The sequence below is a fragment of the Streptomyces sp. NPDC017529 genome (genome assembly GCF_044329785.1).
Taxonomy (GTDB): domain Bacteria; phylum Actinomycetota; class Actinomycetes; order Streptomycetales; family Streptomycetaceae; genus Streptomyces.
The window spans coordinates 806,745-824,015 of record NZ_JBIRJY010000001.1 but is presented as its reverse complement, the minus strand read 5'-3'; the positions used below and the strand labels follow the sequence as shown (position 1 = coordinate 824,015).

Sequence of the window (17,271 nt, the reverse complement as noted above, 5' to 3'; positions counted from 1 at the left end):
GCCGGATAAGGTCGCAGCGGCGCGACTGCCAGTTCGAAAGCAAGGGGAAACAGTGGCGGACGCAGCAAGGACACCGGCGGCGGACCAGGACCGGGCCCCCCGGGTACTGATCGCCGCGGACAAATTCAAGGGCTCGCTGACGGCCGTCGAGGTCGCCGGGCACGTCACGGCCGGGCTGCGCCGGGCCGTCCCCGGCCTGGCCGTGGAGTCCGTCCCGGTCGCGGACGGCGGCGACGGCACGGTCGCGGCCGCACTGGCGGCGGGCTTCGCCCGGCACGAGGCCCGGGTCACCGGCCCGGTCGGCGACCCGGTGACGGCCACCTTCGCCCTCCACGAGGACGGCACGGCCGTGGTGGAGATGGCCGAGGCGTCCGGCCTCCAGCACCTTCCGGAAGGCCGCTTCGCGCCGCTCACGGCCACCACGTACGGCACCGGTGAACTGCTGCGCGCGGCCTTGGACGCGGGCGCCGCCCGGATCGTCTTCGGCGTCGGCGGCAGCGCCACGACCGACGGCGGTGCGGGCATGCTCACCGCCCTCGGCGCCCGCTTCCTGGACGCCGCGGGCGCGCCGCCGGAACCGGGCGGCGGGCCGCTGCGCGACCTGGCCACCGCCGACCTCTCGGGCCTGGACCCGCGGCTCGCCCGTACGGAGGTCGTCCTCGCCAGCGACGTGGACAACCCGCTCACCGGGCCCAAGGGCGCCCCCGCCGTCTACGGGCCGCAGAAGGGCGCGAGCGAGCAGGACGTGGCGGCCCTGGACGCGGCGCTCGCCCACTACGCCAAGGTCCTGGAGGGCGCCGTGGGGCCGCGCGCCGCCGAGCACGCCCTCGCGCCCGGCGCGGGCGCGGCGGGCGGCATCGGCTACGGCGCCCTCGTCGGCCTGGGCGCAGTCTTCCGGCCGGGCATCGACGTCATGCTGGAGGTGCTGGGCTTCGCCCCGGCCCTCGCCCGTGCCACCTTCGTCGTCACCGGCGAGGGCTCGCTGGACGAGCAGACCCTGCACGGCAAGGCGCCGGCCGGCGTCGCGGCCGCGGCCAGGGCGGCGGGTCTGGACGTCGCGGCGGTCTGCGGCCGCCTGGCCCTGCCGCCGGAGGCCCTGGGGCGGGCCGGCATCCGCCGCGCCTACGCCCTGACCGAGCTGGAGCCGGACCCGGACCGCTGCATGGCCGAGGCGGGCCCCCTCCTGGAGCGCGCCGCGGAAGCCCTGGCCCGGGACTTCCTGCTGTGAGGCGCTGAGGAGCGCGGGCCCGGGGGCGCACGGACCCCGGCCCGCGCACTCCCGGATACGGCAAAAGGCCCCCGCCGCGCTGATGCGCTCGGCGGGGGCCTTCGTGGTCCGAGGACCTGGATCCGCTACTGGATCTGCGCGCTGCGCGCCTCACGGCGGTTGTCGCGGAAGGCGTTGACCCGGCGGGCCGTCGCGAAGACGGGGATCATCGCGCCCAGGACGATCTGGAGGGAGCAGCCGGTCTGCAGCAGGGTCTGGCCGCCGGGGGCGTCCAGCGCCCAGGCCGCCAGCATGCCCATGCTCAGCACGATCCAGCTGAGCATCGCCACCGCGAGCCGCCCCCGCGGCTTGGGGTACTCGACCCGGCTCACCATCAGCCAGGCCACCCCGATGATCGCGAGCAGCGTCGGCACGAACGGCAGCTCCAGCAGGACGATCGCGACGACGGTCAGCGCGCCGAACGGGCTCGGCATCCCCTGGAAGATGCCGTCACGCAGCGTCACGCAGGAGAACCGGGCCAGGCGCAGGATCACCGCCAGCAGCACCACCACCGCCGCGACCACCGAGACCCGCTGGTGCGAGTCCGGGGCGACCATGCCCCAGGTGACGACGAAGTACGCCGGCGCCAGCCCGAAGCTGATCAGGTCGGAGAGGTTGTCGAGCTCGGCCCCCATCGCCGAGGCCCGCAGCTTGCGTGCGACGAGCCCGTCGAACAGGTCGAAGATGGAGGCCAGCAGCATCAGGATCACCGCCATGGCGGCGCTGTGCCGCGCCATCCCGCCGTCCTCGTTGCCCGCCAGGTGCGGGATCAGGACGCCGGTGGTGGTGAAGTACACGGCCATGAAGCCGCAGATCGCGTTGCCGAGAGTGAGCGTGTCCGCTATCGACAACCGCGTCGACAGCGGCATGTCGCCGGCCGCGTCCTCCTCGTCGACCTCCGCTACCCAGCCGGGCTGTGTGTCGGGATCAATCACGGTCAAGACGAGTCACCCCCGCGGTGGTGGCCTGGCCGACCTCGACCGCGGCCTCGACACCCGCCGGGAGGTAGACGTCGACACGCGACCCGAAACGGATCAGGCCGATGCGCTCGCCCTGCTCCACCTTCGAGCCCTGGGGCACGTAGGGGACGATGCGGCGGGCCACCGCGCCGGCGATCTGCACCATCTCGATGTCACCGAGTTCGGTGTCGAAGTGCCAGACCACCCGCTCGTTGTTCTCGCTCTCCTTGTTGAACGCCGGGACGAACCCGCCGGGGATGTGCTCCACGGACGTCACCGTGCCGGCCAGCGGCGCGCGGTTGACGTGGACGTTCAGCGGGCTCATGAAGATCGCGACGCGGGTGCGCCCGTCCTTCCACGGCATGATGCTCTGCACCACGCCGTCGGCCGGGGAGATGACGCGGCCCTGAGCGATCTCGCGCTCGGGGTCGCGGAAGAACCACAGCATGCCCGCCGCCAGTGCGGTGGCGGGCACGGCGGCGGCGGCCCAGCGTCCCGAGCGACGGGAACGGGCCAGGCTGACCGCTGCCGTCGCGACGGTCGGCAGAAGCCACGGCGACGCTCCGCGCGCGAGGCGGACACGACCGCGTTGTGCAGAGGATTGGCTGTGGGGCATGGATGACCTTCGTAGCGGAGGATGCCGCATATGCAATGGGGGACGGCGGCTTTCCCGGGATGGTATCGGTTGCGAGCGGCAACTGGCCAAGAGCCAGAGCCAATCCGTGGCCGAACAACGATGACGGGGTGTGATCTTCGTCCTGAATAAAACACCCCAAATCGGGCGTTCACCCCTGGATTCGGTACTCCTCCAGTAGCCGTCGGCCGATGATCATTTTCTGGATCTCGGCGGTGCCTTCACCGATGAGGAGCATCGGTGCCTCCCGGTAGAGGCGCTCGATCTCGTACTCCTTGGAGAAGCCGTAGCCACCGTGGATGCGGAACGCGTCCTCCACCACCTCCTTGCAGTACTCGGAGGCCAGGTACTTGGCCATGCCGGCCTCAAGGTCGTTTCGCTGCCCCGAGTCCTTTTTGCGTGCGGCGTTGACCATCATCGCATGGGCCGCTTCCACCTTTGTCGCCATTTCGGCAAGTTTGAACTGGATCGCCTGGTGCTGGGCGATCGGCTTGCCGAAGGTGTGCCGCTGCTGCGCGTACGAAACGCCCAGTTCGAAGGCGCGCTGCGCGACGCCGCAGCCCCGCGCGGCCACGTTCACCCGGCCGACCTCGACACCGTCCATCATGTGATAGAAGCCACGTCCGGTCTCGCCGCCGAGGACCCGGTCGGCGGGGACGCGCAGCCCGTCCATGATCAGTTCGGTGGTGTCGACGCCCTTGTAGCCCATTTTGTCGATCTTGCCGGGGATGGTCAGCCCCGGCCGGACCTCGCCGAAGCCCGCCTCCTTCTCCACGAGGAAGGTGGTCATCGACTTGTGCGGCGCGGTGCCCTCCGGGTGGCCCTCGTCCGTACGGCACAGCACCGCGATGAGAGTTGACGAACCGCCGTTGGTCAGCCACATCTTCTGACCGGTCAGTACATAACCTGCGCCGTCCCGAACGCCCTTCGACGTGATGGCCGAGACGTCCGAGCCGAGCGCCGGCTCCGACATCGAGAAGGCGCCGCGGATCTCGCCGGCCGCCATCTTCGGCAGGAAATACTCCTTCTGCTCCTGCGTGCCGTGCTGCTTGAGCATGTACGCCACGATGAAGTGGGTGTTGATGATGCCCGACACGCTCATCCAGCCGCGGGCGATCTCCTCCACCGTCAGCGCGTACGTCAGCAGCGACTCGCCGAGGCCGCCGTACTCCTCGGGAATCATCAGGCCGAAGACGCCGAGTTCCTTGAGGCCCTCGACTATCTGCGTCGGGTACTCGTCGCGGTGCTCCAGCTCGGTCGCGACCGGCAGAATCTCTTTGTCGACGAAGTCGCGGACCGTCGAGAGGATTTCCCGCTGGATGTCCGTCAGGCCCTCGGTCTGTGCGAGGCGTCCGCTCATGTCACTTCTCCTTCCGGGCCGGTTCCCGCAGCTCGGGGCGGCCCGGCTGCTCCCCGCCGCGCTCCTTGACGTACGTGGCGGTCGGCACCATCACCTTGCGCCGGAAGACGCACACCAGGGTGCCGTCCTGCTTGTAGCCCTTGGTCTCCACGTACACGATGCCGCGGTCACTCTTGGACTTTGACGGTGTCTTGTCGAGCACCGTCGTCTCGCCGTAGAGCGTGTCCCCGTGAAAAGTGGGCGCCACGTGCCTCAGCGACTCGATTTCCAGATTCGCGATGGCCTTGCCCGAGACATCCGGCACCGACATGCCCAGCAACAGCGAGTAGACGTAGTTGCCGACGACGACGTTCTTGCCGAAGTCGGTGGTCCGCTCCGCATAGTTGCTGTCCATGTGCAGCGGGTGGTGATTCATCGTGAGCAGGCAGAAGAGATGGTCGTCGTATTCCGTGACGGTCTTTCCCGGCCAGTGCTTGTAGACGTCCCCGACGGTGAATTCCTCATAGGTACGGCCGAACTGCATCGCGCTCACGCCTCCGGGGCTTCGAACTTCGAGGTACGGGTCATGCCGGCGGCGCGGCCCTTTCCGCTGACGACGAGCGCCATCTTGCGGCTGGCCTCGTCGATCATTTCGTCACCGAGCATCGCGGAGCCCTTCTTGCCGCCCGCCTCGGAGGTGTGCCACTCGTACGCGTCGAGGATCAGCTCGGCGCGGTCGTAGTCCTCCTGCGAGGGCGAGAAGACCTCGTTGGCCGCCTCGACCTGGCCGGGGTGCAGCACCCACTTGCCGTCGAAGCCCAGCGCGGCGGCGCGCCCGGCGACCTCCCGGTAGCCGTCCACGTTCTTGATCTGGAGGTAGGGGCCGTCGATCGCCTGGAGGTCGTTGGCGCGGGCCGCCATCAGGATGCGCATGAGGATGTAGTGGTACGCGTCCGCGCCGTACCCGGGCGGCTGCTCGCCCACGACCAGCGTCTTCATGTTGATGGAGGCCATGAAGTCGGCCGGGCCGAAGATGATGGTCTCCAGGCGCGGCGACGCGGTGGCGATGGCGTCCACGTTCACCAGGCCCTTGGCGTTCTCGATCTGCGCCTCGATGCCGATCCGGCCCGCCTCGAAGCCCATCGTCGTCTCGATCTGGGTGAGCAGCAGGTCCAGCGCGACGATCTGCTGGGCGTCCTGGACCTTGGGCAGCATGATGCAGTCCAGGTTCTGCCCGGCGCCCTCGACGACGGTGATGACGTCCCGGTACGTCCAGTGCGTGGTCCAGTCGTTGACCCGCACGACGCGGGTCTTGCCCGACCAGTCGCCGTTGTTCAGGGCGTCCACGATGGTGTGCCGGGCGCCTTCCTTGGCCAGCGGCGCGCAGGCGTCCTCCAGGTCCAGGAAGACCTGGTCGGCGGGGAGGCCCTGGGCCTTCTCCAGGAAGCGCGGGTTGCTGCCGGGGACGGCGAGGCAGGAACGGCGGGGGCGAAGGCGGTTGACGCCACTCATGCGGGGACCTCCAGAGGGTCGAGCTTGTTCGCGGTACGGATCTCGTCGACGATACGACCGATGATCTCCGTGATACCGAAGTCCTTCGGGGTGAAGATGGCCGCCACTCCGGCTTCCCGGAGGGCCGCCGCGTCGGCGTTGGGGATGATGCCGCCGACGATGACGGGAATGTCGCTGTCGCCGCTTTCGCGCAGGCGCCGCAGTACGTCCGGCACCAGCTCGGCGTGCGAGCCGGACAGGATCGACAGGCCCACGCAGTGCACGTCCTCGGCGACGGCCGCCGCGACGATCTGCTCGGGCGTCAGCCGGATGCCCTGGTAGACGACCTCGAAGCCGGCGTCCCTGGCCCGTACGGCGATCTGCTCGGCGCCGTTGCTGTGCCCGTCCAGCCCCGGCTTGCCGACCAGTAGTCGCAGCCGGCCGGTGCCCAGGTCGGCGGCGGTCCGCTCGACCTTCTCGCGGACCGCGGCGAGCGGGGTGCCCGCCTCCGCCGTGACGGCGAGCGGCGCGCCCGAGACGCCGGTCGGCGCCCGGAACTCGCCGAAGACGTCCCGCAGGGCCCAGGCCCACTCGCCGGTGGTCACGCCCGCGCGGGCGCATTCGAGGGTCGCGGCGAACAGGTTCGTGTCGCCCGCCGCGGCCTTCTTCAGCGCCGACAGGGACTCCTGCGCCCGCGCCTCGTCGCGGTTGTCCCGCCACCGGTGCAGCGCCCGCACCACGCCCGCCTCGTTGTCCGGGTCGACGGTCATGATGGCCGTGTCCAGGTCGGCGGTGAGCGGGTTCGGCTCGGTCGACTCGTAGCAGTTGACGCCGACGATCTTCTCCTCGCCCGCCTCGATGCGGGCCCGCCGCTCGGCGTGCGAGGAGACCAGCTGCGACTTCAGGTAGCCGGACTCGACGGCGGCCATCGCCCCGCCCATCTCCTGGATCCGCGCCATCTCGGCCAGGCTCTCCTCGGTCAGCGAGGCGACCTTGGCCTCGATGACGTGCGACCCGGCGAAGATGTCGTCGTACTCCAGCAGGTCCGACTCGTGGGCCAGCACCTGCTGGATGCGCAGCGACCACTGCTGGTCCCACGGCCTGGGCAGGCCCAACGCCTCGTTCCAGGCCGGGAGTTGGACGGCGCGGGCGCGCGCGTCCTTGGAGAGGGTGACGGCCAGCATCTCCAGGACGATCCGCTGGACGTTGTTCTCCGGCTGCGCCTCGGTCAGGCCCAGGGAGTTGACCTGGACGCCGTAGCGGAAGCGGCGCTGCTTGGGGTTCTCCACGCCGTACCGCTCACGGGTGACCCGCTCCCAGATGCGACCGAAGGCGCGCATCTTGCACATCTCCTCGACGAACCGGACCCCGGCGTTGACGAAGAACGAGATCCGCGCGACCACGTCGCCGAACTTCTCCGGCGGTACCTGCCCCGAGTCCCGTACGGCGTCCAGCACGGCGATCGCGGTGCTCATCGCGTACGCGATCTCCTGCACCGGCGTGGCGCCCGCCTCCTGCAGGTGGTAGCTGCAGATGTTGATCGGGTTCCACTTCGGGATGTGCGCCACCGTGTACGTGATCATGTCGGTGGTCAGCCGCAGGCTCGGGCCCGGCGGGAAGACGTGCGTCCCGCGCGAGAGGTACTCCTTGACGATGTCGTTCTGCGTCGTACCCGACAGCTTCGCGATGTCGGCGCCCTGCTCCTCGGCGACCACCTCGTACAGCGCCAGCAGCCACATCGCGGTGGCGTTGATGGTCATCGAGGTGTTCATCTGCTCCAGCGGGATGTCCTGGAACAGCCGGCGCATGTCGCCGAGGTGCGAGACGGGGACCCCGACCCGGCCGACCTCGCCGCGGGCGAGGACGTGGTCCGGGTCGTAACCGGTCTGCGTCGGCAGGTCGAAGGCGACCGACAGGCCCGTCTGGCCCTTGGCGAGGTTGCGCCGGTAGAGCGCGTTGGACGCCTCCGCGGTGGAGTGCCCGGCGTAGGTCCGCATCAGCCACGGACGATCCTTGTGACGTTCGGTCATGTTGGTCCGTACTTTCGGGGTCCGTCCGTCCGGATCAGATGTTCCGGAACCGGTTGATGGCGTCGATGTGCTGAGCGCGCTTCTCCTGGTCGCGCACGCCCATGCCCTCCTCGGGCGCCAGGCACAGCACGCCGACCTTGCCCTGGTGGAGGTTGCGGTGCACGTCGTACGCGGCCTGGCCGGTCTCCTCCAGGGTGTACGTCTTGGACAGCGTCGGGTGGATCTTGCCCTTGGCGATCAGGCGGTTGGCCTCCCACGCCTCGCGGTAGTTGGCGAAGTGCGAGCCCACGATGCGCTTGAGCGACATCCACAGGTAGCGGTTGTCGTACTCGTGGGTGTAGCCGGAGGTGGAGGCGCAGGTGACGATCGTGCCGCCCTTGCGCGTGACGTAGACGCTCGCGCCGAACGTCTCGCGGCCCGGGTGCTCGAAGACGATGTCCACGTCCTCCCCGCCGGTCAGCTCGCGGATGCGCTTGCCGAAGCGCTTCCACTCGCGCTGGTCCTGGTGGTGCTCGTCCTTCCAGAACCGGTAGCCCTCGGCGTTGCGGTCGATGATCGCCTCGGCGCCCATCTTCCGGCAGATCTCCGCCTTCTGGTCGCTGGAGACCACGCAGATCGGGTTGGCGCCGCCGGCCAGCGCGAACTGGGTGGCGTAGGAGCCGAGGCCGCCGCTGGCGCCCCAGATCAGCACGTTGTCGCCCTGCTTCATGCCGGCGCCGTTGCGCGAGACGAGCTGGCGGTACGCGGTGGAGTTGACCAGCCCGGGGGCGGCCGCCTCCTCCCAGCTGAGGTGGTCCGGCTTGGGCATCAGCTGGTTGGACTTGACCAGCGCGATCTCGGCGAGGCCGCCGAAGTTGGTCTCGAAGCCCCAGATGCGCTGCTCGGGGTCGAGCATCGTGTCGTTGTGCCCGTCGGCGGACTCCAGCTCGACGGACAGGCAGTGCGCGACGACCTCGTCGCCGGGCTTCCAGGAGTTCACGCCGGGGCCGGTGCGCAGCACGACGCCGGCCAGGTCGGAGCCGATGACGTGGTAGGGCAGGTCGTGGCGCTTGGTCAGCGGCGACAGCTTGCCGTAGCGCTCCAGGAAGCCGAAGGTGGACATCGGCTCGAAGATCGAGGTCCAGACGCTGTTGTAGTTGACCGAGGAGGCCATGACGGCCACCAGGGCCTCGCCGGGGCCCAGTTCGGGCACCGGCACCTCCTCGACGTGCAGCGACTTGCGGGGGTCCTTCTCCTTGGTGGCGAGGCCGTCGAACATGTCGGCCTCGTCCTTGTGCACGGTCACCGCGCGGTAGGAGTCGGGCAGGGGCAGAGCGGCGAAGTCTTCGCGGGTGCTCTCTGGCGCGATGATCGCGTCAAGTATCTGGTTCACGGTGTGCCTCCGGCGAAGCCAGTCGAGGGAAACGGCTTGAGGGAACGTCGGGGGTGGTGCAGAGGCGATGCCGTCGGTTCGGCTGAGGGGTGTTCCGGCAGCGCGGGTGAGCGCGGTGAGGGTGCCTGTGACGCAGGCGTCCGGGCGGGCAGGCACGAGTGGCTTGCTGGGACAGCCGGCGCACGGATGATCTCTGTGCGCCGGCCGCCCGGACAACATCAAGGTATGACACCGCGTGCCAGTCGACAAGACACTGAGTGCCAACAATTTCTCTCAGATGTCATCCGCCTGCTACGCATGAGCGGCACGGTGATCTGGCGAAATGGTGAAATGTCGCCCTATGGGGGCACAGGAAAATGCGCAACCCCGGCACCGGGCGGCACGCACGCCGCCCCTGGTGCCGGGGCCCGCAGTCATCTCAGGACCGCTGCTTGAGCGCCTTCTCGATCGTGCGCATGACCTCGTCGAGCGGCGCGTCCGTACGGGCCACCGTCACCAGGACCTCGCCCTGCTTCGCCGCCCGCGCCGAGGGCTCCTGGCGGCTCGTCCCGGCCGGGCCGCGGCCCGCGCCGATGCCCGTGCCGAAGGTCGCGCGGACGATGGCGAAGGCGTGGTCGAGCTGCGCCTCCACGTCGCCCTCGGCGCCCGCCCGCAGCCAGCGCCGCAGGACGTGGTTGTGCGCGGTGACCACCGCCGAGGCGGCGACCTCCGCCAGCAGCGGGTCGTCGTCGCCCTCGTGGTGGGCGCCCTCGTCGAAGTGGCCGAGGAGGTAGCGCGTGAAGAGACGTTCGTAGCGGGCCACCGAGGCGATCTCGGCTTCGCGGAGGGTGGGCACCTCGCGGGTCAGCCGGTAGCGCGCCACGGAGACGGCAGGGGAGGCCGCGTACATCCGCATGACTTCCTTGATGCCGCGGCAGACCGTGTCGAGCGGGTGCTCGTGCGAGGGCGCGGCGTCCAGGACGGACTCGGCCCGTACGAGCGTGTCGTCGTGGTCGGGGAAGATCGCCTCTTCCTTGGAGCGGAAGTGGCGGAAGAACGTGCGGCGGGCGACACCGGCCGCGGCCGCGATCTCGTCGACCGTCGTCGCCTCGTAGCCCTTGGCAGCGAACAGTTCCATCGCTGCGGCCGCCAGTTCGCGGCGCATCTTCAGTCGTTGGGCGGCGGCCCGGCGGGTGCCGGGGGTGGTGGCTTCGGATCCGTCGGACGGCTGCGTACGGGCGGGCTGGGACATGTGGGGACGGTACTGCATATTCCCGCGGCCTGCGGCATCGGCCGACGCACGGTCCCGCGGACGCGGGCGCGGGCCGCCGGAGGGATCCAGCAGCCCGCCCCATCCGCCACCGGCCGGCGGCCGGTCCTTCCGCCACGCGTCAGCGCCGGGCGTACTCACGGAAGCCGCGGCCGGTCTTGCGGCCCAGGCAGCCCGCGGCGACGAGATGTTCCAGCAGCGGCGCCGGCGCCAGGCCCGGGTCGCGGAACTCGGCGTGCAGCACCTTCTCGATGGCCAGCGACACGTCCAGCCCCACCACGTCGAGCAGTTCGAACGGGCCCATCGGGTAGCCGCCGCCCAGCTTCATCGCCGCGTCGATGTCGTCCAGGGACGCGTAGTGCTCCTGGACCATCTTGACCGCGTTGTTCAGGTACGGGAACAGGAGCGCGTTGACGATGAACCCGGCCCGGTCGCCGCAGTCCACCGGGTGCTTGCGGACCCGGGCGCACACCGCGCGCACGGTCGCGTGCACCTCGTCGGCCGTCAGGACCGTACGCACGACCTCGACCAGTTTCATGGCCGGCGCCGGGTTGAAGAAGTGCATGCCGATCACGTTCTGCGGACGCGAGGTGGCACGCGCACAGGCCACCACGGGCAGCGAGGAGGTCGTCGTGGCCAGCACGGCGCCCGGCTTGCACACCTTGTCCAGGGCGGCGAACAGCTGCTGCTTGACCTGGAGGTCCTCGGCGACCGCCTCGACCGCCAGGTCCACGTCGGCGAAGGCGTCCAGCGAACCGGCGGGCGTGATCGCGGCGAGCGCGGTGTCCCGCGCCCCGGCCGTCAGCCGGCCCTTGGCGACCGAGCGGTCCAGGGACTTGGCGATCCGGGCCTTGGCGGCCTCGGCCTTCTCCAGGCCGCGGGCCGCCAGCACCACCTGGAAACCGGCCTTGGCGAACACCTCGGCGATCCCGCCCGCCATCGTCCCGGAGCCGGCCACCCCGACGCTGCGCACCGTGCGCCCGGCGGCCGCCTCGTGGGCCTCGGAGGGCGTCTGGCCGTCCGGCACGACCACGGCGCTCCCCGGCGCCTCGTACGTGTAGAAGCCGCGGCCCGCCTTGCGGCCGGTCAGCCCCGCCTCGGCGAGCTGGCCCAGGACCGGCGCCGGCGCGTGCAGCCGGTCGCGGGAGGCGGCGTACATCGCCTCCAGGACCGTACGGGCGGTGTCCACGCCGATCAGGTCGAGCAGCGCGAGCGGCCCCATGGGCAGGCCGCAGCCCAGCTTCATCGCGGCGTCGATGTCCTCGCGCGTCGCGTACTTGGACTCGTACATCGCGGCGGCCTGGTTCAGGTAGCCGAACAGCAGCCCGTCGGCGACGAACCCGGGCCGGTCGCCGACCGCGATCGGGTCCTTGCCCAGTTCGCGGGCGAGCCCGGTGACGGCCGCGACGGCGGCCGGCGCGGTGAGCACCGAGGAGACCACCTCGACCAGCTTCATGGCCGGCGCCGGGTTGAAGAAGTGCAGCCCCAGCACGCGTTCGGGGTGCCGGGAGTCGGCGGCCAGCCGGGTCACGGACAGCGCGTTGGTGCCGGTGGCGAGGATCGCGTCGGGCCGCACGATGTCGTCCAGCGCGGCGAGGACCTGCCGCTTGAGCTCGTACTCCTCCGGCACCACCTCGATGACGAGATCCGCCTCGGCGGCGGCCTGGAGGTCGCGGAAGGTACGGAACCGGGCCAGCACGACCTGGCGTTCCCGCTCGGTGACGCGCTCCCGGCGCACCGCCCGCGCGGTGGACGCCTCCAGCGCGGCGACGGCCCGGCGCGCCGCGGCGTCGTCGATGTCGATGCCGATCACCTCGCGGCCGGCCCGGGCGAGCACCTCGGCGATGCCGGTGCCCATCGTGCCGAGGCCGACGACGGCCACGGTGGCCAGGGCCTGGGGCGCCTTGGCGGGCGGAGACCCGGTGGAGGAAGTGGAGACCTTGGGGACGGTGGAGACATCGGTTGAGAGGTCAGGGGTGGACTTACGGTCCATCGCGAGACTCCAGAGAGTGGATCCCGTGCGGACGGGGTTCCCGTGGAGCGGGGGCCCGGGTGCGCAGGCGGGAAGTGACGACTGAGGAGGGCCGGGCACATGCGCGAGGGGCATGCGCGGGGCGGGTGTTGGGCCGGCGGGCCCTGTCCCGGGGCCGCGCCGTGAGCGTCGTGCTGGACGCCGAACCGACTGCACGCTGTGGCGGCTGCGTCACCAGGCCGCCCGGGCAGGGGTGCTGCCCGTGCCCAGCAGATTAACTCGCCGGTAACCAGGAGCGCCAGGGGTGGCGCGGGGATTTAGGCTGTGGCCCGGGCCACGTCGCACGTACCGTGAGAAATCCGCGGGAGGGGAGCGGCAAATGGAAGACGAATTCCACGAGTTGACGGACCGGGTGCGTGCCGAACTCCGCTCCCCGCAGGACCTCGTCGCCTACGAGCGGCTCCTCGGGCTGGCGCGCAAGAACACCCCGGCGGGGCGCGAGGAACTGGCCCGGGTGCTCACCGCCGTCGAGCGCCCCCTGTGGGCACGCGAGATCGCGGCGTTCGTCCTGGGCACCGCCGGCGACCGCCGCGCCTTCGAGACGCTCGTCCTGCTGCTCAACTACCGCGACCCGGTCCGCTGCGCCACCGCCGCACACGCCCTCGGCCGCCTCGGCGACCCGCGCACCGCCCGCGCCGCCGCCGCGCTCGCCACCAACCCGCTGCGCACGGCCTACGCCCTGCACCCGGTACGGCTGCTCGCCGAGCTGCGCGCCCCCGAGTCCGTACCGGCCCTGATCGCGACCCTGGAACGGCTGCTCACCCCGCACAACCCGTACTGGCGGGTGGCGCTCGCCTGCGTGGAGGGCCTGGGCGCGCTGGGCGACCGGCGCGCGGTCCCGGCCCTCACCGCGGCCCGCGACCACCCCCGCCTGGCGGCGGCGGCCGCCGCCTCCCTGGCCCGCCTCGGCGTCCAGGAGGAACCGGGGGAGCGGGCGGGGCCATGAGCGGGCGGGCCGGCCGTCGGTTCGGAGATGCGGCGGTTCTCGCCGGGGCGCGCGGGGCCGATGCCGTAGGCGGCCGCCAGCTCGTGCGCCTGGCGCGTGATCCGGCGCTGGTACTACTTGGGGGCGTACGCGCCGTCCGCGTACATCCGCTCGTACCGCCGCACCGGATACGGGTGGTGCCGTGCCGGCCACGCGATGAACCACTCGCGGGCGCCGGGCCGCAGGTGCAGGACGAGCGGCGCCTCGGAGGCCGCGCCGGCCGCCGCGACGGCCCGTACCGTCGCGCGCGGCAGCTCGGGCGCGTTGGCCTTCACCACGATCTGCGAGTCGAAGCCCGGGCCCGTGTCGAGGTCCAGGTAGGTGTGGGTTTTGCGGGTGAAACAGTAGACGCAGGCGTGACCGCAGTCACGGTAGGGGTTCACCGTTCGTTCGAACGGCATCCGGGAGGTGCCGGGGACCCGGTTGACGATCGACCGGGCGCGTACCTCGTGGAAGGTGATCCCCCGGGGTTCCGGGGTGCCGACCGCGCGGCTGACGGCTTCCGTGCCGAAGAGCGCGGCGGAGTGCCCGGCCGGATTCTCCGCCCGGGCCACTTGGACGCACGGGCATGCGCGGGCCCGGCCGCGCCTAAGGTGGTGCTCCTGCGGCACGGCGCGGGGCCGGTACGCCCCGCGGGCCGCGGGAACAGCAGACGAGCACCGGAGGAAGAGACACATGGGCCAGGTCGAGGCCACCACGCAGCGCGAGATCGCGGCGGACCCGGAGGACGTGTTCGACGCGCTCGCCGACTACAGCGGTACGCGCCGAAAGCTGCTGCCCGAGCACTTCAGCGAGTACGAGGTGCGCGAGGGCGGCGACGGCAAGGGCACCCTCGTCCACTGGAAGCTCCAGGCCACGAGCAAGCGGGTGCGCGACTGCCTGCTGGAGGTCGACGAGCCGACCGACGGGCAGCTGGTGGAGAAGGACCGCAACTCCTCCATGGTGACGACCTGGGTGGTCACCCCGGCGGGCGAGGGCCGCGCCAACGTCGTGGTCACCTCGACCTGGCAGGGCGCGGGCGGCGTCGGCGGCTTCTTCGAGCGGGCGTTCGCGCCCAAGGGCCTGGGCCGCATCTACGACGCGCTGCTCGCCAACCTCGCCAAGGAGACGGAGAAGTAGCGCGGCGTTCCCGCCTGCCGCCGCACGGGCCTGCCGCGACCATCAACGGTCGCGGCAAGCTCACCGGTTCGGGTGGTTTCCGTCGCCGCGTCGTCCGTGCCGGAACGTCCCGCCTCCTCCGGGAAACCCCTGATGGGCGCCCGGCGGCCGCCCCGGGCACCGCGGTTGGCCCCGGACCCGCCTCCCGCGCCGCCTTTCGCCGCGCTTGAACGCCTTGTCGCCCGGTGCGAGAAAGGGGCGGCGGCGCAGGCGTGACGAGGGGAGCAGTACGTGGGCGGGACCACCCTGACCGAACAGGGGCGGTGGGCGGCGGTACCGGGCGCGCGGGCGGCCTGGGAGGACGCGGACGACGACGGCCGGCCCCGCTGGACGCGCGGGACGCGCGCGCTCCTGCTCGGCCTGCTGTCCGCCGCGCTCGCCGCGGCCCTCGGCCAGACGATCGCCGTCACCGCGCTCCCGCGCATCGACGGCGACCTGCCGGGCCCGGCCCCGGTGACCTGGGTGGTGACCGCCTACCTGTTCGCCGCCGCGGCCGGACTGCCCCTGCACGGCAAGCTGGGCGACGCGTTCGGCCGCAGGGCCGCGCTCGTCCTCGCGGCGCTGCTGTTCACCGCGGGCTCGGTGCTGGCGGGCCGGTCGCACTCGACGGCCGAACTGACCGCCTTCCGCGCCCTCCAGGGCGCCGGAGCGGGCGGACTGGTGATCGGCGTCCAGGCGGTCGTCACCGGCCTCGTGCCGCCGCGCGTACGCGGCCGCTCCCTGGCGCTGCTGGGCACCGCCTGCGCGCTGGCCTGCGCGGCCGGCCCGCTGCTCGGCGGCTACCTCACCGACCACGCCTCCTGGCGCTGGTGCTTCCTCGCCGGTGCGCCGTTCGGCGTTCTCGCGCTGATCGTGGCCGCCTTCGTGCCGACGCCGCCCAGGCCCGCGGTGCGCCCCGGGACGGACCCGGGCGGCGCGCTGCTGCTCGCCGCGTTCGCCACCGGCCTCGTCCTGCTGGCCGGCGTGGGCGGTACGGAGTACGCCTGGACCTCGCGGACCGTGCTCGGGCTCGCGCTGGGCGTGCTCGGCACCGGCCTGATGTTCGTCGCCGTCGAGTACTTCGTCACCGACCCCCTGCTGCCGCTGCGCCGCTTCCGCGACACGGTGTTCGCCGTCCCCGGGCTGGTCGGCGCGGCCCTGGGCGTCGCGCTCTTCGGCGCCGCCGCGTACCTGCCGACCTTCCTGCCGGTGACCGACGGCGCTTCTCCCACCAGGTCCGGGCTGCTGATGCTGCCGCTGGCGGGCGGCCTCGCGCTCGGCGCGACCGGCTGCGGACACCTGGTCCGCCGCACCGGTCGCCACCGCGGGTGCGCGGTGCTGGGCTGCGCGCTGGCGGCCTGTGCGATGTGGCTGCTGTGCCGGGTGCCGCAGGACGCCGGGCGGCCCGCCCACAGCCTCGGCACGGCCGCCCTGGGCCTGGGCATCGGCTGCGTGCTGCCGGCGCTCGTGCTGGCCGTACGCGACTCCGTACGCCGCACCGGACCCGCCGCCGGTGCCGCGACGGCGGACGCCGGCACCCACGGCACGCTCCGGCGGCTCGGCGGCACCGTCGGCGCGGCCCTCTTCGGCACCTTCCTCGCCGACCGGCTGGCCGGGCACCTCGGCGGCCCGCCGGCGTCCGCACACCGGGCCGCCGTGCCCGAATCGCTGGTCCCCAGGCTGGTCGGCGCCATGCCCGACGCGCTGCGCGACAGCCCGGCCGCCGGCTACGCGGACTTCGTACCGCGCGTCTTCCTCTTCCTCCTCCCCGCCCTTCTCCTGGGCCTGCTGCTCGCCGTCTTCTTGAAGGACGAACCGTGGGACCCGTACCTCTCCGCCCCCGCGGCCCCACCGCCCTGGGAGAAGGTCTCCCTGCCGCAGGCCCGCACCGGGACGGTGGCCGGGCCCTGCCCGCCGGAGCGCCGGGGCCCGGACCGCCCGCCGCACTCCGGCCGCCGGTCCGGCCCCGTCGTCGAGGTGTACGGCGAGGCCCGGCACCACGACGGCAGTCCGGTGTCCCGCGCCACTCTCACGCTCATCGACACCGGTGGCCGCCAGGTGGCGCGCGGGACGACCGGCGAGGACGGCCGGTACACCCTCGGCGCGCCGGGCGCCGGTTCGTACGTGCTGGTCGCGGCCGCCGGCGGACACCAGCCGCAGGCGGTCGACGTCACCGTCGGCGACCGGGCGTTCGGCGTCGACGTGGTGCTCGGCGGCGCCGGACGGCTGGCCGGCACCGTCGCCACCGCCCACGGCACGCCCGTACGCGACGCCGTGGTCACGCTCACGGACGAGCGCGGCGACGTCGCCGCCACCACCCGCAGCGGGCGCGAGGGCGGCTACGTCCTCCCGGAAGTGGTGGTCGGCGCGTACACCCTCGCCGCCAGTGCCCCCACCTACCGGCCCACCGCGCTGCCGGTGGCCGTGCGGGCGGACCGGGAGACCCGGCAGGACGTCGAGCTGTCGGGCGGCACGGTGCTGCGCGGGACCGTGCGGGCCGGCGGCGGGCACCCCGTCGAGAACGCCCGGGTCACACTGCTGGACGCGGACGACAGCGTCATGGACACCACGACCACGGGCCCTGACGGGCGGTTCCGCTTCGTGGAGCTGCCGGACGGCGAGTACACCGTCGTCGCGGCGGGCTACCCGCCGGTGGCGGCCGTCCTCCAGGTCGCGGGCGCCGGCCGTACCGAGCACGATCTCCAGCTCGGGTACGAGGACTGACCGCACGCCCGCCCGGCGCCGGACACCCGGAGGACGGCATTCCGCCGTCCCG

Annotated in this window: 12 protein-coding genes and 2 pseudogenes; 4 read left to right on the top strand and 10 right to left on the bottom strand. The window is 72.2% G+C overall.

Annotated features, from left to right (window positions below; translation table 11 throughout):
- Window positions 1-52: 52 nt before the first annotated feature.
- Entirely contained in the window at window positions 53-1,228 is a 1,176-nt protein-coding gene (locus tag ACH4K4_RS03245; protein ID WP_398164396.1) for a glycerate kinase, read from the top strand.
- Window positions 1,229-1,353: 125 nt separating this feature from the next.
- Here the strand turns inward: ACH4K4_RS03245 and pssA are convergent, their stop codons facing one another.
- The 9 genes and pseudogenes from pssA to ACH4K4_RS03200 form a co-directional block, all read right to left on the bottom strand.
- Window positions 1,354-2,208: a CDP-diacylglycerol--serine O-phosphatidyltransferase gene (pssA, locus tag ACH4K4_RS03240; RefSeq protein WP_398164394.1), complete on the bottom strand. Its 855-nt coding sequence runs from the start codon at window positions 2,206-2,208 to the stop codon at window positions 1,354-1,356.
- Window positions 2,195-2,842, bottom strand: a complete 648-nt coding sequence (locus ACH4K4_RS03235) for a phosphatidylserine decarboxylase (protein ID WP_385243451.1) — start codon at window positions 2,840-2,842, stop codon at window positions 2,195-2,197. The genes pssA and ACH4K4_RS03235 overlap by 14 nt, the downstream gene beginning before the upstream one ends.
- A gap of 169 nt (window positions 2,843-3,011) precedes the next feature.
- Window positions 3,012-4,220 (bottom strand): acyl-CoA dehydrogenase family protein, encoded by a 1,209-nt coding sequence (locus ACH4K4_RS03230; RefSeq protein WP_398164393.1) that lies wholly within the window; start codon window positions 4,218-4,220, stop codon window positions 3,012-3,014.
- Window position 4,221: 1 nt separating this feature from the next.
- Entirely contained in the window at window positions 4,222-4,743 is a 522-nt protein-coding gene (locus tag ACH4K4_RS03225) for a MaoC family dehydratase (protein ID WP_398164526.1), read from the bottom strand.
- Between the two features lie 5 nt (window positions 4,744-4,748).
- Window positions 4,749-5,711: a CoA ester lyase gene (locus ACH4K4_RS03220; RefSeq protein ID WP_360123943.1), complete on the bottom strand. Its 963-nt coding sequence runs from the start codon at window positions 5,709-5,711 to the stop codon at window positions 4,749-4,751.
- Window positions 5,708-7,738, bottom strand: a pseudogene (locus ACH4K4_RS03215) (protein meaA); the annotation flags it as partial. The gene ACH4K4_RS03220 and the pseudogene ACH4K4_RS03215, both read right to left, overlap by 4 nt.
- 16 nt (window positions 7,739-7,754) lie before the next feature.
- Entirely contained in the window at window positions 7,755-9,092 is a 1,338-nt protein-coding gene (ccrA, locus tag ACH4K4_RS03210) for a crotonyl-CoA carboxylase/reductase (RefSeq protein ID WP_398164392.1), read from the bottom strand.
- A gap of 418 nt (window positions 9,093-9,510) precedes the next feature.
- Entirely contained in the window at window positions 9,511-10,323 is an 813-nt protein-coding gene (locus tag ACH4K4_RS03205; RefSeq protein ID WP_398164390.1) for a TetR family transcriptional regulator, read from the bottom strand.
- 139 nt (window positions 10,324-10,462) lie between these two features.
- Window positions 10,463-12,334, bottom strand: coding sequence for a 3-hydroxyacyl-CoA dehydrogenase family protein (locus ACH4K4_RS03200; protein ID WP_398164388.1), 1,872 nt, complete (start codon window positions 12,332-12,334; stop codon window positions 10,463-10,465).
- Window positions 12,335-12,692: 358 nt separating this feature from the next.
- Here ACH4K4_RS03200 and ACH4K4_RS03195 point away from each other — a divergent pair, with 358 nt between their 5' ends.
- On the top strand, window positions 12,693-13,319 hold the full coding sequence (locus tag ACH4K4_RS03195; protein WP_398164387.1) for a HEAT repeat domain-containing protein: 627 nt from the start codon (window positions 12,693-12,695) through the stop codon (window positions 13,317-13,319).
- Here the strand turns inward: ACH4K4_RS03195 and ACH4K4_RS03190 are convergent.
- Window positions 13,310-13,912, bottom strand: a pseudogene (locus ACH4K4_RS03190) (radical SAM protein); the annotation flags it as partial. The gene ACH4K4_RS03195 and the pseudogene ACH4K4_RS03190 overlap by 10 nt on opposite strands.
- A 121-nt stretch (window positions 13,913-14,033) precedes the next feature.
- Here ACH4K4_RS03190 and ACH4K4_RS03185 point away from each other — a divergent pair.
- Window positions 14,034-14,477, top strand: a complete 444-nt coding sequence (locus tag ACH4K4_RS03185) for an SRPBCC family protein (protein ID WP_398164386.1) — start codon at window positions 14,034-14,036, stop codon at window positions 14,475-14,477.
- A gap of 270 nt (window positions 14,478-14,747) precedes the next feature.
- A complete protein-coding gene (locus ACH4K4_RS03180; protein WP_398164385.1) occupies window positions 14,748-17,219 on the top strand; it encodes an MFS transporter in 2,472 nt (823 codons plus the stop codon).
- Window positions 17,220-17,271 lie beyond the last annotated feature (52 nt).

Coding starts and splice junctions, on each gene's coding strand:
- ACH4K4_RS03235 (WP_385243451.1), bottom strand. CDS start 2,842: ATGCCCCACAGCCAATCCTCTGCACAACGCGGTCGTGTCCGCCTCGCG.
- ACH4K4_RS03230 (WP_398164393.1), bottom strand. CDS start 4,220: ATGAGCGGACGCCTCGCACAGACCGAGGGCCTGACGGACATCCAGCGG.
- ACH4K4_RS03225 (WP_398164526.1), bottom strand. CDS start 4,743: ATGCAGTTCGGCCGTACCTATGAGGAATTCACCGTCGGGGACGTCTAC.
- ACH4K4_RS03220 (WP_360123943.1), bottom strand. CDS start 5,711: ATGAGTGGCGTCAACCGCCTTCGCCCCCGCCGTTCCTGCCTCGCCGTC.
- ACH4K4_RS03205 (WP_398164390.1), bottom strand. CDS start 10,323: ATGTCCCAGCCCGCCCGTACGCAGCCGTCCGACGGATCCGAAGCCACC.
- ACH4K4_RS03200 (WP_398164388.1), bottom strand. CDS start 12,334: ATGGACCGTAAGTCCACCCCTGACCTCTCAACCGATGTCTCCACCGTC.
- ACH4K4_RS03195 (WP_398164387.1), top strand. CDS start 12,693: ATGGAAGACGAATTCCACGAGTTGACGGACCGGGTGCGTGCCGAACTC.
- ACH4K4_RS03185 (WP_398164386.1), top strand. CDS start 14,034: ATGGGCCAGGTCGAGGCCACCACGCAGCGCGAGATCGCGGCGGACCCG.